This window comes from Niveispirillum sp. BGYR6 (genome assembly GCF_027568365.1).
In the GTDB taxonomy this organism is placed as follows: Bacteria; Pseudomonadota; Alphaproteobacteria; order Azospirillales; family Azospirillaceae; genus Niveispirillum.
This window is the reverse complement of sequence record NZ_JANLNL010000001.1, coordinates 90,133-105,144: the sequence shown is the minus strand read 5'-3', so window position 1 is coordinate 105,144 and position 15,012 is coordinate 90,133. Positions and strand designations below refer to the sequence as shown.

General features: G+C 63.6%; 15 protein-coding genes. 12 read left to right on the top strand and 3 right to left on the bottom strand.

What is annotated here, in order from left to right; translation table 11 throughout:
• Positions 1 to 110: 110 nt before the first annotated feature.
• Positions 111 to 1,280, bottom strand: a complete 1,170-nt coding sequence (gene pobA / locus PCJ49_RS00410; protein ID WP_269909206.1) for a 4-hydroxybenzoate 3-monooxygenase — start codon at positions 1,278 to 1,280, stop codon at positions 111 to 113.
• 146 nt (positions 1,281 to 1,426) lie between these two features.
• Between pobA and PCJ49_RS00405 the strand changes: the two genes are divergently transcribed.
• Positions 1,427 to 2,308 carry a helix-turn-helix domain-containing protein gene (locus PCJ49_RS00405; protein WP_269909205.1) on the top strand — a complete coding sequence of 294 codons (882 nt, stop codon included), beginning with the start codon at positions 1,427 to 1,429 and terminating at the stop codon, positions 2,306 to 2,308.
• A 41-nt stretch (positions 2,309 to 2,349) separates the two neighbouring features.
• Here PCJ49_RS00405 and PCJ49_RS00400 read toward each other — a convergent pair whose 3' ends face one another.
• Complete coding sequence (locus PCJ49_RS00400; protein ID WP_269909204.1) at positions 2,350 to 2,571, bottom strand: hypothetical protein; 222 nt, start codon at positions 2,569 to 2,571, stop codon at positions 2,350 to 2,352.
• Positions 2,572 to 2,671: 100 nt separating this feature from the next.
• A complete protein-coding gene (locus PCJ49_RS00395) occupies positions 2,672 to 3,847 on the bottom strand; it encodes a LysR family transcriptional regulator (protein ID WP_269909203.1) in 1,176 nt (391 codons plus the stop codon).
• Between the two features lie 154 nt (positions 3,848 to 4,001).
• On the opposite strand from PCJ49_RS00395, the gene PCJ49_RS00390 reads away from it, so the two are divergent.
• The 11 genes from PCJ49_RS00390 (at position 4,002) to PCJ49_RS00340 (ending at position 15,012) form a co-directional block, all read left to right on the top strand.
• Entirely contained in the window at positions 4,002 to 4,691 is a 690-nt protein-coding gene (locus PCJ49_RS00390) for a 4-carboxy-4-hydroxy-2-oxoadipate aldolase/oxaloacetate decarboxylase (protein ID WP_089289365.1), read from the top strand.
• 6 nt (positions 4,692 to 4,697) lie between these two features.
• The gene (locus PCJ49_RS00385) at positions 4,698 to 5,783 is read left to right on the top strand and encodes a 4-oxalomesaconate tautomerase (protein WP_269909202.1); all 1,086 of its coding nucleotides are present in this window, start codon (positions 4,698 to 4,700) and stop codon (positions 5,781 to 5,783) included.
• Between the two features lie 9 nt (positions 5,784 to 5,792).
• Positions 5,793 to 6,677, top strand: a complete 885-nt coding sequence (locus PCJ49_RS00380) for an NAD(P)-dependent oxidoreductase (protein WP_269909201.1) — start codon at positions 5,793 to 5,795, stop codon at positions 6,675 to 6,677.
• 142 nt (positions 6,678 to 6,819) lie between these two features.
• A complete protein-coding gene (locus PCJ49_RS00375; protein WP_269909200.1) occupies positions 6,820 to 7,860 on the top strand; it encodes an amidohydrolase family protein in 1,041 nt (346 codons plus the stop codon).
• A gap of 1 nt (position 7,861) precedes the next feature.
• Positions 7,862 to 8,770: an amidohydrolase family protein gene (locus PCJ49_RS00370; RefSeq protein WP_269909199.1), complete on the top strand. Its 909-nt coding sequence runs from the start codon at positions 7,862 to 7,864 to the stop codon at positions 8,768 to 8,770.
• Positions 8,770 to 9,156 (top strand): protocatechuate 4,5-dioxygenase subunit alpha, encoded by a 387-nt coding sequence (ligA, locus tag PCJ49_RS00365; RefSeq protein WP_153204646.1) that lies wholly within the window; start codon positions 8,770 to 8,772, stop codon positions 9,154 to 9,156. The genes PCJ49_RS00370 and ligA overlap by 1 nt, the downstream gene beginning before the upstream one ends.
• A 21-nt stretch (positions 9,157 to 9,177) precedes the next feature.
• Complete coding sequence (locus PCJ49_RS00360; protein WP_269909198.1) at positions 9,178 to 10,020, top strand: class III extradiol dioxygenase subunit beta; 843 nt, start codon at positions 9,178 to 9,180, stop codon at positions 10,018 to 10,020.
• A 278-nt stretch (positions 10,021 to 10,298) separates the two neighbouring features.
• Positions 10,299 to 11,243, top strand: a complete 945-nt coding sequence (locus tag PCJ49_RS00355) for a Gfo/Idh/MocA family oxidoreductase (RefSeq protein WP_269909197.1) — start codon at positions 10,299 to 10,301, stop codon at positions 11,241 to 11,243.
• 177 nt (positions 11,244 to 11,420) lie between these two features.
• Complete coding sequence (locus PCJ49_RS00350; protein WP_269909196.1) at positions 11,421 to 12,038, top strand: ATP-dependent Clp protease proteolytic subunit; 618 nt, start codon at positions 11,421 to 11,423, stop codon at positions 12,036 to 12,038.
• A 215-nt stretch (positions 12,039 to 12,253) separates the two neighbouring features.
• Positions 12,254 to 14,593, top strand: a complete 2,340-nt coding sequence (locus tag PCJ49_RS00345; RefSeq protein WP_269909195.1) for a putative monovalent cation/H+ antiporter subunit A — start codon at positions 12,254 to 12,256, stop codon at positions 14,591 to 14,593.
• Positions 14,593 to 15,012 (top strand): Na+/H+ antiporter subunit B, encoded by a 420-nt coding sequence (locus PCJ49_RS00340; RefSeq protein ID WP_269909194.1) that lies wholly within the window; start codon positions 14,593 to 14,595, stop codon positions 15,010 to 15,012. The genes PCJ49_RS00345 and PCJ49_RS00340 overlap by 1 nt, the downstream gene beginning before the upstream one ends.

The window sequence follows — 15,012 nt, the reverse complement described above, 5'->3', positions numbered from 1 at the left end:
TATCCCCGTGAATTACCCACGTTAAAGCCCGTTTCCGCTGTGCGGAAACGGGCTTTAACCTTTCGTTCTTCTCAATCGCCGGGCCTGTTTCCGGTCAACCGAAAGCAGCTCTACCGCAGCGGCAGCCCGACATAGTTTTCCGCCACGGTGCGGCGGGCGGTTTCGGAGCCCTTGATATAATCCAGCTCCGCCATCTGCATCCGCCGGCCAAAGGCATCGGTATCCGGGAAACGGTGCATCAGGCTGGTGAACCACCAGGAGAAACGTTCCGCCTTCCAGATGCGCGACAGGGCACGGGCGGAATAAAGCTCCAGCCCGGTGGCGCTGCCCTTGTAATGGTCGATCAACCCTTCCGCCAGGAAGGCCACATCGGAGGCCGCCAGATTCAAGCCCTTGGCCCCCGTCGGCGGCACGATATGGGCGGCGTCACCGGCCAGGAACAGGTTACCATAGCGCATCGGCTCCGCCACAAAGCTGCGCAGCGGCGCGATGGATTTTTCCAGCGACGGCCCGCGCGTGATGCGCGGGGCCACATCCGGCCCCAGGCGGACGGTCAGTTCATCCCAGAACCGGTCATCCGACCATTCCTCCACCTTCTCCGTCAGCGGCACCTGCACATAATAGCGTGAGCGGGTGTGGGAGCGCATGGAGGCGAGCGCAAAACCCCGCTCATGGCTGGCATAGATCAGTTCATGGTCGCACGGCGGCACATCGGCCAGCAGGCCCAGCCAGCCGAACGGGTACACCCGTTCAAACAAGGACAGCTTGTCGGCGGGGATGGAGGCGCGTGCCACGCCGTGGAACCCGTCACAGCCGGCGATGAAATCCGCCTCCAGCTTCTCCTCTTTCCCGTTGCGGGTCCAGGTGACGATGGGCTTAGCCCCCGTCACCTCATGCACGGCGACATTCTCCGCCTCGAACAGCAGGGGGATGTTGCGCTCAATGGCGGCGTCGATCAGGTCGCGCGTCACCTCTGTCTGGCCATAGACCATGACGTTCTTGCCGGTCAGCGCCGCCATATCGATGCGGATCGTCTCCTCACCCGTGGCCATGGCGAAGCCGTCATGCGGTAGACCTTCGCGGTCCATCCGCTCATTCACGCCGACCTGGCGCAGCAGATCGACGGTGATCTGTTCCAGGATGCCAGCGCGGATGCGGCTTTCCACATAGGCGCGGTCGCGCCGTTCCAGGATCACGCAATCAATCCCGGCCTTGTACAAAAGATGGGACAGCAGCAAACCTGCCGGACCCGCCCCGATAATCGCCACCTGGGTACGCATCGCCGTTTCCTCTCCATTGATTTAGCGTTGTTGGTGCGATGCTACAAAAGGTTCACCCAACAAACAGGACACGCAGCGATCAAAAAATTGGACTTTTCATCGATCCTTCGTAATGCTGCATAACAGCATAAATTGAGGATTCGCCGATGCGCCCCACCCGCCCGCTGGTGCCGCGTTTCTTTCTCTATGGTGAAGCGCCGGCCAAGGCGGATGAACGGTTCATCCATGCCGAAACGCTGGAACGGCGCTCCCGCCCCAGCGGCTGGAAAATCGCCCCCCATGCCCACCCGGACCTGAACCATGTGCTGGTGATGGGCAAAGGCAGCGGGGCGATGCTGGCCGGCGGGCGGGCACACGGCTTCACCGCCCCTGCCCTGCTGCTGGTCCCAGCGGGGGAGGTGCATGGCTTTGATTTCGGGCCAGAAAGCCAGGGTTTTGTCATCACCTTCGTGGACCCGCTGCTGCACGCGCTGGCCCGGCGGGAGGCTGGGTTGGAAAACCTGTTCTCCGCCGCCCGCACCGTGCCCCTGCCCGCCAATGATACGCTGTGTCTGCCACTCGCCACCGCTCTGGAAGCGGAGATGGAGGAACAAAGGCCGGGCCGGGAATTGATGGTGGAAGGGTTGCTGACCACGCTGCTGCTGGCCAGTTTACGCGCCGCAAGGCTGGTGGAAGGGGCAGCCGGGGCAGCAGCACGGGGGCCACGGGTGACGCTGGTGGCCCGCTACCGCGAATTGCTGGCCACCCATTTCCGCGACGGCTGGTCGGTGGCGGATTATGCGGCAGCCCTGGGCGCCACACCGGGCCGGCTGCGTGCGGCCTGCATGGAGGTGACAGGCCGCGCGCCCATCGACCTGCTGCATGAAAGGCTGCTGGCGGAGGCGAAACACAGCCTGCTGTACGGCGATCTGCCGGTGGCGGAGGTGGCGTTTGAGTTGGGCTTCACTGACCCCGCCTATTTCAACCGCTTCTTCACCAGCCGCATCGGCTGTTCCCCCGGCCGTTTTCGTCGGGGGGCGGGGGGGTGATCGCAGCCCCCCTGCCGAGGATAGCATCAATAAAAGCCAGATCAGTTCGACGAACTGCCTTGAAGGCTGGCTTTGATATCTTTCAGCAGAGCGATCTGCTGATCCATTGCATTATGGTGACGCCTTAAATGACTGATAGCCCATACCCAGAACATGATACTGAAGCCCAAGCTTGCCATCCCCGCTCCCACTGGGGGAAAAGCGGTAGACACAAGCACACCCAAAACAACAAGCACAATGCTGATAATTGCCCAAATTTTCATCAAAACCCCCTTCTCCAGTTTAGATAATTAGGCAAAGTTAGCTCTCATATTAAGACTAATTTTGCAAAGATTATTTCCAAAATGGAGATTAAACTATCCACTACTGCACCCCCTGCCGCAGCAGTTCCATCAACGCCGCCTGCACCCGCGTCGGCTGCCAGCCTTTGCGCACCGTCAGGCCGATGGGGCGTTCGGTGCCGGGCAAGGGCTGCGGCAGCACGGCCAGATACCCGGCCTCCACCTCCTGCCGCACCTGGCTGGCGGACAGCAAGGCGGCCCGGTCACTCTGCATCAACAGCCCGCGTGACGCGATCAGGGAACTGCATTCAATGATGTGACGCGGCGGCTTCACCTGGGCAGCGTCGAAGAAGCTGGCGAAATGGGCGCGGGCGGGTGTGCCGTCGCGTGGCGCGATCCAGTCCAGCGCCGCCAGGGCTGCCGCCGACGGCTGCCCTTCAGCCAGGATCGGGTGATCGGCCCGCACCACGATGGAGAGCGGCTCCACGAACAGCACCTCCTGTTCGATATCCGGCGTGGGCGGCGGCAGGCGCAGCGCGCCGACAATCAGGTCCAGCCCGCCATGCCGCAATTCATGCAACTGTTCGGCATAAGGGCCATCGATGATCCGCACCTGCGCCTCCGGGTAACGGGCCAGCAGCCCCGTTATCGCCTCGGGCAACAGGTGCGACCGGGCCAGCGGCAGGCAGCCGACGGAGACCCGCCCCGTCATCTGGCCCCGCCATTCGCGCAATTCTTCCAGCCCCTGGCGGATTTCCGCCAGGGCCAGGGCCGCCAGCCGGGCCAGCCCGCGCGCCTCCCGCGTGGGTTCCAGCCCCTGGGGGGTACGGGCCAGCAGGGGGCGACCACACAGGCTTTCCAGATCGCGCATGGCCCGGTTGACGCTGGGCTGTGACACGCCCAGCTTTGCGGCGGCCAGGGTGAAGCTGCCCGCCTCCACCGCCGCCACCAGGGTGCGCAGTTGCACGCTGGTCACCCGGCCCCCCAGCCCCGGCACCCCCAGTTCGCGTTCCGCCAGATGCAACTGATCAAACGCGCGCCCAATGCGCTGGGCAAAGCGGCGGCCGGGTTCGGTCGGCTCCATCCCCGTGCCGGTACGGGTGAACAGCACCTCCCCCACCGCCGCTTCCAGCTTGGCCACCGTCTGCGTCACCGCCGGCTGGGAGATGTGGGCGGCGTCGGCCGCCGCCACCGTGCTGCGGGTGCGAACAACCTCCGCAATAACCTGTAATGCCCGCAGTTTCGGGATTTCCTGCACCGCAGCAATCCTTATGATCCAGAACGTTCTAACAAAATATTATAGCATGATCGGCGTTTTGAAGTGGAGCTTCTTGGCAAGCCAGGTCCATAGTCCGACCCAAGATCAAGCGCGGAGGACCAATCCGCGCACCCGTTTTGGAGGATGTTTGGCCATGCCCGTGGTCGTCACCAATATCAAGCGCCCCGATTCCGCCCTGGTGGATGAATTTGCCCGCTATGGCGTCGCCACCGTGCATGAGGCGCAGGGCCGCAAGGGTTTGCTGGCCAGCTATATGCGCCCGATCTACCGCCCGGCGCACATTGCCGGCACCGCCGTCACCTGCACCGTGGCGCCGGGCGATAACTGGACCATCCATGTGGCCGTCGAACAGTGCCAGCCGGGCGATATCCTGGTGGTGAAGCCGACCAGCCCCTGCGAGGATGGTTACTTCGGCGATCTGCTGGCCGAATCCCTGATGTCGCGCGGCGTGCGCGGCCTGATCATTGAAGCCGGCGTGCGCGATATCGCCACGCTGACCGAAATGGGTTTCCCCGTCTGGTCCAAGGCGGTCTTCGCCCAGGGCACGGTGAAGGAGACGCTGGGCGATGTGAACCTGCCCGTCACCTGTGCCGGGGCCGCCATCAATCCCGGCGATATCATCGTTGCCGATGATGATGGTGTCGTCGTCGTCGCCCGTAAGGAAGCGGCCTCCGTGCTGGAAAGTGCCAAGGCGCGTGAGATCAAGGAAGAAAAGAACCGCGCCCAGTTCAAGCAGGGCGTGCTGGGCCTGGACCTCTACAAGATGCGCGACCGGCTGCGCGAAAAGGGCCTGACCTATATCGAGGCCGCTGACCAGGAGTAAGCCGCCATGCTGAAACCCATCCCCTGCACGGTGATGCGCGGCGGCACCTCCAAGGGTCTGTATTTCCAGGCCCATGATCTGCCCGCCGACCGCGCGGCGCGCGATGCCGTGCTGCTGGCCGCCATGGGCTCGCCCGATGCCCGCCAGATCGACGGCATGGGCGGCGCGCATCCGCTGACCAGCAAGGTGGCGGTGATCGGCCCGCCCAGCCGCGATGATGCCGATGTCGATTACCTGTTCTTGCAGGTGGTGGTGGACAAGGCAGAGGTGAGCGACAGCCAGAATTGCGGGAATATTCTGGCGGGCGTGGGGCCGTTTGCCATTGAAAATGGCCTGGTGCCGGTGGCCGGCCCCGTCACCTCTGTGCGCATCCATATGGTGAATACCGGGGCGCTGGCCGTGGCCCATGTGCCCACGCCCGGCGGGCTGGTGGAATATGAAGGGGATGCCCGCATCGACGGCGTGCCCGGCACCGCCGCCGCCATCCCCATCGATTTCCTGGATGTGGCGGGCTCAAGTTGCGGTGCCCTGCTGCCCACCGGCAATGTGGTGGATGAAGTGGCGGGCGTGCGCGTCACCTGCATTGATAACGGGATGCCCGTCGTCATCCTGAATGCCGCCGATTTCGGCGTGAAGGGCGATGAAGCGCCGGAAGCGCTGGAAGCCGACGCCAGCCTGAAAGCCAGGGTGGAGGCGATCCGCCTGGAACTGGGCCCCCGGATGAACCTGGGCGATGTGGCGAAGAAGACCGTGCCGAAAATGACGCTGGTGTCCCCGCCCGCCCATGGCGGGGCGGTCGGCACCCGCAGCTTCATCCCCCACCGGGTGCATGAGGCGATTGGCGTGCTGGGGGCCGTCAGTGTTGCCACCGCCTGCGTGCTGCCCGGTTCGGTGGCAGCGCAGGTGGCGGGGCTGGATGGCGCCACCGGGCCGCAGCGGCTGGAGGTGGAACACCCGACCGGGTTTTTCACCGTGGATATGGATGTCGCCGCCGATGGCGCCGGCATCAAGGTCAACCGTTCCGCCCTGCTGCGCACGGCGCGCAAGCTGATGCGGGGTGAGGTTTATGTTCCCGGCCATCTGTTGGGGTGAGGTCACAGCATGTCCTTCAAATCAATCGCCCTGATCGGGTTGGGGGAAGTCGGCACCATCCTGGCCGACGATCTGTCCCAACGCGGCTTCACCCTGTCGGCCTGGGATGTGCGCTTTGCTGACCCAGCCTCGCCGCCCTCCCTGGCGGCGGCTTCCCGGCCCTTCCTGCGCCGGGGCAGCGATGCGGCGGATGCGGTGGCCGGGGCCGATCTGGTGATCAGCGCCGTCACCGCCGCCCGCACCATTGATGCGGCCAAGGCGGCTGCGGCCGGCATGGCGGCCGGGGCCGTGTTCGTGGATTTCAATTCCGCCTCCCCCGGTGCCAAGGGCGAAGCGGCGGCGGCGATGAACGGGGCCGGTGCCCGCTATGTCGAAGCCGCCGTGATGTCGCCGGTACCGCCCAAGCGGCTGGGCACCCCCATCCTGCTGGGCGGCCCCCATGCCGATGCGGTGCTGGCCGCATTGCGGGATATCGGCCTGTCCAACCTCTCCGTCTTCTCTGCCGAATACGGCAAGGCTTCGGCGGCCAAGATGTGCCGGTCGGTGATGGTGAAGGGGATTGAGGCGCTGTTGAGCGAAAGCCTGCTGGCCGCCCGGCATTACGGCGTCGATGACACGGTGCTGACCTCCCTGAACGATCTGTTTCCGGGGCCGGACTGGCACAAGCTGTCGCGCTACATGATTTCCCGCACCATGGAACATGGCAAGCGCCGGGCCGAAGAAATGCGCGAGGTCGCTCGCACCGTGGAAGAGGCAGGCCTGTCCCCCTGGATGAGCCTCGCCACGGTGGAGCGCCAGGAATGGGCCCCGCCGCTCTCCAGCGCGCTGGACCAGGAAGAAATCACCGCCATGCTGGACGCGATGCGCGTTCAATTTGTACCGGGAAGCCGATGAATCGGCTTCCCGTATCGCGTTCAAACGCCACGCAGGCTTTCACGCGCCACGCGGCGCGCCGCCGCAGTCGCTGCGGTCCATTGATCCTTCCAACAAGCCTGTCGGAAGGATCAATGGATAACCAGAACAGGGAAAAGCAATAATGCTGATCATCGATTGCCACGGCCATTACACCACGGCACCCGCCAAGCATCAGACTTTCCGCGACGCGCAGATCGCCCGCATCAAGAACCCCGCCCTGCCGGAACCGACGCGGCCCGACATCAGCGATGATGAAATCCGGGAGACGATTGAGACCAACCAGTTGAAATTGCTGCGCGAACGCGGCGCAGACATGACCATCTTCTCCCCCCGCGCCTCCACCATGGCGCACCATGTCGGGGATGAAGCGGTCAGCCGCGCCTGGACGGAAGCCTGCAACGATCTGATCAAGCGGGTGGTCGATCTCTACCCGGAAAACTTCATCGGCGTCTGCCAGTTGCCGCAATCGCCGGGCGTGCCCATCGCCAATTCGGTGGCGGAGCTGGAGCGCTGCGTCACCCAACTGGGCTTTGTCGGCTGCAACCTGAACCCGGACCCGTCCGGCGGTCACTGGACCGCCCCGCCACTGACCGACAAGCACTGGTACCCGTTCTATGAGAAAATGGTGGAACTGGATGTTCCGGCCATGATCCATGTGTCGGGGTCGTGCAATGCCTGCTTCCATGCCACGGGCGCGCATTACATCAATGCCGACACCACCGCCTTCATGCAGTTCATCGAAGGCGACCTGTTCCGTGACTTCCCCGACCTGCGCTTCATCATCCCGCATGGCGGCGGGGCCGTGCCCTATCATTGGGGCCGGTATCGCGGGCTGGCCGACATGCTGAAGCGGCCGCCGCTGCCCGAGCATGTGATGAAGAATGTCTATTTCGACACTTGCGTCTATCACCAGCCGGGCATCGACCTGCTGTTCAAGGTGATCGACATCAAGAACATCCTGTTCGGGTCGGAAATGGTGGGGGCCGTGCGCGGCATCGACCCGGAAACCGGGCATTATTTCGACGATACCAAGCGCTATCTGGATAGCCTGCCCTTGTCGGATGATGACCGTTACCGCGTGTTTGAGGGCAATGCCCGCCGCGTCTATCCCCGTCTGGATGCCTCCTTGAAGGCGCGCGGCAATGCTGGAAGGGATCTGTAAGATGGCTGATAAACCCGCCTTCCAGATGGATGCCGACTGGCTGCCCTTCCATCCCAACCCGTCCAAGCCCGCCTATGTGCCCCCGCCGGGGGCCGTGGATGCGCATTGCCATGTGTTCGGGCCGGGGGATGTGTTCCCCTATGCGCCGGAACGCAAATACACCCCCTGCGACGCACCCAAGGAAAAGCTGTGGGCGCTGCGCGATTATCTGGGCTTCAGCCGCAATGTCATCGTGCAGGCCACCTGCCACGGCGCGGATAACCGCGCCGTGGTGGATGCGTTGCAGGCATCGGGCGGCCGGGCGCGCGGTGTGGCCACCGTGCGCCGCAGCGTGACGGATGAAGAGCTGCAGGCGCTGGACGCCGCCGGCGTGCGCGGCGTGCGTTTCAACTTTGTCAAGCGGCTGGTCGATGCCCTGCCGCGGGATGAGCTTTTGGAAATCGCCCAGCGGATCAAGCCGCTGGGCTGGCACATCGTGATCTATTTCGAGGCGCAGGAACTGCCCGAACTCTATGATTTCTTCACCAGCCTGCCGACGGTGGTGGTGGTGGATCATATGGGCCGCCCGGATGTGACCAAACCGGTGGACGGGCCGGAATTCGCCCTGTTCACCAAGCTGATGCGCGAGCACACCAATTTCTGGTCCAAGGTAAGCTGCCCCGAACGCCTGTCGAAACTCGGGCCCCCCGCCTATGGCGATGTGGTGCCGTTCGCCCGGCATATTGTGGAAAGCTTCCCCGACCGGGTGCTGTGGGGCACGGATTGGCCGCACCCCAACATGAAGACCCACATGCCCGATGACGGGCATCTGGTCGATGTGATCCCGCAGATCGCACCGACGGCAGCACTGCAACAAAAGCTGCTGGTGGATAACCCCCTGCGTCTCTATTGGCCGGAAGAGGTGCGCTGATGTCCGAAGATACGTCTTACCGAAACATTCCAGGCACCATCATCTTCGATGCGGAGATGTCGCGCCGGGGTTATCACCTGAACCAGTTCTGCATGTCGCTGATGAAGGCGGAGAACCGTGACCGGTTCCGCGCCGATGAGCGTGCCTATCTGGACGAATGGAAAATGACGGAGGACCAGAAGCTGGGCGTTCTGGCACGCGATTATAATCGCCTGCTGTCGCTGGGCGGCAACGTCTATTTCCTGGCGAAGATTTTCGCCACCGATGGCAAGAGCTTCCAGTCCGCCGCCGCCACGATGACCGGCATGAGCCAGGAAGAATATGCCGCCATGATGCTGTCGGGCGGTCGCCGCCCGGATGGCAGCAACGGCAACAAGGTCGTCTGATAAAACGGGGAGGAAACGGAAATGGCAAGGATAACGGCAGGTGTCAGCACCTCCCACGTGCCCGCCATCGGCGCAGCACTGGACCTGGGGAAATCTGCTGAGCCCTATTGGGCACCGGTGTTCAAAGGGTTCGACTTCTCCAAGCGCTGGATCGCTGAGGAAAAGCCCGATGTGGTTTTCCTGGTCTATAATGACCATGCATCCGCCTTCAGCCTGGATCTGATCCCCACCTTCGCCATTGGCTGCGGGGAGGAATTCAAGCCCGCCGATGAAGGGTTCGGCGCGCGCCCGGTGCCGGTGGTACATGGCCATCCGGAACTGGCCTGGCACATCACCCAGTCGGTCATTCAGGATGATTTCGACCTCACCATCGTCAACAAGATGGATGTGGATCACGGGCTGACCGTGCCGCTGTCGCTGATGTTCGGGCAGCCGGAGGCTTGGCCCTGCAAGGTGATTCCGTTCGCGGTCAATGTGGTGCAGTACCCGCCGCCGTCGGGTGCCCGCTGCTATGCGCTGGGCAAGGCCATCGGCAAGGCCATCCGCAGCTTCGACCAGGATCTGAATGTGCAGATCTGGGGCACGGGCGGGATGAGCCACCAGTTGCAGGGCCCCCGTGCCGGGCTGATCAACAAGGAATTTGACAATAAATTCCTGGACCTGCTGATCAACGATCCGGAAGCGGCCGCCCGCATCCCGCATATCGATTACGTGCGTGAAGCCGGGTCGGAGGGGATTGAACTGGTGATGTGGCTGATCATGCGCGGCGCGCTGGAAGCCAATGTCGACCTGCTGCACCGCTTCTACCACGTGCCGGCCTCCAACACGGCGGTCGGGCATTTGATTTTGAAGAATGGGGGGTGAGCTCTTGCTGCTCCCGTAAAGGTCTAAAGCCACTGATTTGAGAGGTATGTGGACCCAGTGCCGTTTCTCCACCGTCACCCCGGCGAAGGCCGGGGTCCAGAGGCCACAAGCGCTTTGCCCTACGAACTGGACCCCGGCCTTCGCCGGGGTGACGGTGGGGAGAGTGTGAAACGCACAACATGATCCTGCAATCGGTCCGCATGTGCCTTCACGGAAGCGATGACAGCTTCGGGCTTCCCCCCCCAAACACCATTCCCATCCATCAGAGAGTACAAGCCATGAAGATCATCCTCGCCGGCGCTGGCGCCTTTGGTCAGAAGCATCTGGACGCCCTGAAGCTGATCGACGGGGTGGAGGTCGTCTCCCTGGTCGGTCGTCGCCTGGACCAGACGCAGGAGACCGCCGATAAGTACGGCGTGCCCCATGTCACCACCGAACTGGCCGAAGCGCTGGCCCAGCCCGGCGTGGATGCCGCCATCCTCTGTACCCCCACCCAGTTGCACGCGTCCCAGGCCATCGAATGCATGAAGGCCGGCAAGCATGTGCAGGTGGAAATCCCGCTGGCCGACAGCCTGGCCGATGCCCAGGCGGTGGCTGCCGTGCAGAAGGAAACCGGCAAGGTGTGTATGGTTGGCCATACCCGCCGCTTCAACCCGTCGCACCAGTTTGTGCGCAAGCGCATCCTGGCCGGTGAATCCAAGGTTCTGCAGATGGATGTGCAGACCTATTTCTTCCGCCGCACCAATATGAACGCGCTGGGCCAGCCGCGTTCCTGGACCGACCATCTGCTGTGGCACCACGCCGCCCACACGGTGGACCTGTTCCAGTACCAGACGGGCGAAAAGGTGGTGAAGGCCAATGCCGTGCAGGGGCCGATTCACCCGGAACTGGGCATCGCCATGGATATGTCGATCCAGTTGAAGACCGAAGGCGGGGCCATCTGCACCCTGTCGCTGTCCTTCAACAATGAAGGGCCACTGGGCACCTTCTTCCGCTATATCTGCGATAATGGCACCTACATTGCCCGCTATGACGATCTGATCACCGGCAAGGAAGAGAAGATCGACGTGTCCAAGGTGGACGTTTCCATGAACGGGATCGAGCTGCAGGACCGCGAATTCGTCGCCGCCATCCGCGAGGGCCGCGAACCCAATGCCAGCGTGCATCAGGTTCTACCCTGCTATGAGGTACTGCATAGGCTGGAACAGTCGCTGAACGGCTGATTTCTGCGCTCTTTTGACTGAAAAGGGGTGGCGCTGAGGCCACCCCTTTTGCGTTGGGGCCGATTGAATAAGCACTGCGTCACGCCAAATAAGGTTATCCATGCTGCGATGGGTTGAACCTTTGTCGATTTCCGGCTAGGTCAGATGCTGTACAGGTCTTCAAACCAGGAGCGTGCCTTGCTCGTTAACCCGATCCGTCTCGACGAAGAAGAAAAGCCGGAGACCGCGTCCAAGGAGCAGGCCAAGGCCCCGCCCAGCGTGGCCCAGAACCTGTTCAAGGCCCGCACGGTCCTGCTGTTCGGCGAAATCAACCAGAAGGTGGCGCAGGAAGTTGTCGCCCAGCTTCTGGCGCTGGCGGCTGAAAGCGATGATCCGATCAAGCTGGTGATCAACTCCCCCGGCGGCCATGTCGAGTCGGGCGACACGATCCATGACATCATCCGCTTCATCAAGCCGAAGGTGAAAATCCTCGGCACCGGCTGGGTGGCGTCGGCTGGCGCGCATATCTTCCTGGGCGCTGCCAAGGAAGATCGTTACTGCCTGCCCAACACCCGCTTCATGATCCACCAGCCCGCCGGCGGCGTGGGTGGCCCCGCCACCGACATCGCCATTGAGGCGAAGGAGATCATCAAGATGCGTCACCGCATCAATACGGTGATCGCACGCGAAACCGGCCAGCCGATTGAGCGGGTGGCGGCAGATACCGACCGTAATTTCTGGATGTCGGCCGAAGAAGCCAAGGAATATGGCGTTGTCAGCCACATCATCGACAATGCCGCTGCCTTGGACGCGTAAGCGCCCAAGCCTGCGGGATTGAAAAAGGCCGGTACCTGTCAAAGGGTGCCGGCCTTTTTGTTGGTTTCGCTTTCTTTCGTGCCCTCTCCCCTGGGATCGAAAGCCGGATTGGGACGTTTTCGTCCCTGAACTGTCCGGTTTTGGTTGATGGGGGGGCCTCAGCCCTTATATTGGCCTGGACCTTCCATCCGAAACGAGAGAGGCCGGCCGCCCCGATGCTGACAGCGATAGGGATCATCTTCCTGGCAGCGGCGCTGGCGCCGACGCTCAACCGCCTGTTCCCCTCCTTTGCCCATTGGCTGCTGGCGCTGGCGCCAGCGGGGGGATTTGTCTGGTTTGCTGGGCAGTTCGCTACAGTGGTGGGCGGGCAGCCGGTGGCCGAATCCTGGAAATGGGTGCCGGCACTGGGGGTGGAACTGGCGTTTCGGCTGGATGGGCTGTCGCTGTTGTTCGCCCTGCTGATCACCGGCATCGGTACGCTGATCGTGCTGTATTCTGGCGGCTATCTGCGCGGGCACCGGCATGAGGGGCGTTTTCTGTTCTTCATCATGGCCTTCATGGGGGCCATGCTGGGGTTGGTGCTGGCCGATGATATCATCAGCCTGTTTGTGTTCTGGGAACTGACCTCGGTTACCTCCTTCCTGCTGATCGGCTTCAACCATGCCGATGCCCGTTCCCGCCGTTCCGCCATACAGGCGTTACTGGTCACGGGTGGCGGCGGTATGGCCCTGCTGGCCGGGCTGATCCTGCTGGGCACGGCGGGTGGGGCCGGCAGCCTGTCGGAAATTGCCGCCAAGGGCATGGACCTGACGACCCATGGGCTGTATCTGCCCATCCTGGCCCTGCTGCTGCTGGCCGCCTTCACCAAGTCCGCCCAGGTGCCGTTCCATTTCTGGCTGCCCAATGCCATGGATGCGCCCACGCCGGTCAGCGCCTATCTGCATTCTGCCACCATGGTGAAGGCCGGCATCTATCTGCTGGCCCGCCTGTCGCCGCTGCTGGGCGGCACCGACATCTGGTTCTGGACCCTGACAGGCTTCGGCGCGCTGACCGCCTTCTGGGGCGGGGCCATGGCGTTGCGCGCCACCGATCTGAAGAAGATCCTGGCCTATACCACCCTGATGGCATTGGGTACGCTGACCATGCTGGTGGGGCTGGGCACGGATTATGCCATCCGGGGCTTCGCCGCTTTCCTGCTGGCGCACAGCCTGTACAAAGGCGCCCTGTTCATGGGGGCCGGGTCGGTGGACCATGGCAGCGGTACGCGGCAGGTGGGGGAACTGTCCGGCCTGTTCCGCGCCATGCCGGTGACGGGGGTTTTCATCGCGCTCGCCGCCCTGTCCATGTCCGGCCTGCCGCCCTTTCTGGGCTTTATCGGCAAGGAACTGATCTATGAAGGGCTGTTGACCGCTGACCGGCCGGTCTGGCCGGTGCTGGTGGCGTCTGTGCTGGCCAATGCCACCATGCTGGGTGCCGCGGGGCTGGTCTTCGTCAAGCCCTTCCTGGGCACACCGTCCAAGGCCGCCGCCCATGCGCATGAAGGCGGGGTGACGCTGTGGCTGGGGCCGGCGCTGCTGGCCAGCCTGGGGCTGCTGCTGGGGCTGTATCCCGCCGTTCTGGATGGGCTGCTGGGGCAGGTGGCGGCGTCCGTGCGCGGTGCGCCGCTGGCGGTGGAACTGCATCTCTGGCACGGGCTGACCCCGGCGCTGGGCCTGTCGGCTATCACCGTGGCGTTGGGGATTGGCTTTTATCTGGCGCTGCGGCCCCTTACCGCCGGGTTGGCCGGGTTGCAGCGCGCCACCCGCTTTGATGCTGACAAGGGCTGGGACCATATCCTGAACGGGCTGGATGCGCTGGCCCGCGCCGTGACCGGCCAGCTTCAGGGCGGGGTGATGACCCGCTATATGACCATCATCTTTACCGCCATGCTGCTGCTGCTGGGCGGCACGCTGTGGTTCCGCCAGGCGCTGGTGCTGCCCGCCACCGATCTGGGCGGGCAATGGGTGGGGCTGCTGCTGGGGATCATGATGCTGGTGGGCACGGCGGGGGCCTTGCGGGCCCGGTCACGCCTGGGGGCGATCACCGCCCTGTCGATCAATGGCTTGTCGGTGGCGATGTTCTTCATCGCCTATGGCGCGCCGGATGTCGGCATCACCCAGTTGATGGTGGAGACGCTGACCGCCATCATTCTGGTGCTGGTGCTGGCCCGCCTGCCGGCCCTGCCCAAGGGGCCGGACCGCAAGCCGCAGGCGGCCTTTCTGCATGGCATTCTGGCCCTGGGCCTGGGCGGGGTGGTGACGGCCATCCTGCTGGCCATCATCGCCCTGCCGCTGCCGATGACCCTGTCGCAATTCTTCGGCGATACCTCGTATCTGGAAGCCTATGGCCGCAATGTGGTGAATGTCATTCTGGTGGATTTCCGTGGCTTTGACACGCTGGGTGAAATCACCGTGGTGGCCAGCGCCGGGTTGGGCGTGCTGGCGCTGTTGAAGGCGCGCTATGCCAAGCCGAAAGCTAAACCGCAGCCAGGGCCGCAGACGGGGGAGGCCGCGTGATGGACAGCCTGATCCTGCGCACGGCCACGCGCCTGTTGCTGGCCCTGATGATCCTGTTTTCCATCTTCATCCTCTGGCGCGGCCATAATGAGCCGGGGGGCGGCTTTGTTGGCGGGCTGATCTGTGCCGTGGCCTTTGCCCTGCACGCACTGGCCTTTGGCGTGAAGGAGATGAAGCGCCTGCTGGTGGTGGACCCGCGCAGCCTGCTGGGCGGCGGGCTGCTGCTGGGTATCCTGTCCGGCTTTTTTGCCGGCCCCGGCGGCGACCCGTTCATGACGGCGCGCTGGATCATCTTCAAGGATGCCACGGGCGCCAAGGGTTTGGCGCTGGGCACGCCCGTGCTGTTTGATATTGGTGTCTATCTGGTGGTGGTCGGCGCCCTGCTGGCCATGGTCCAGGCCCTGATGGAAGAGGATTGA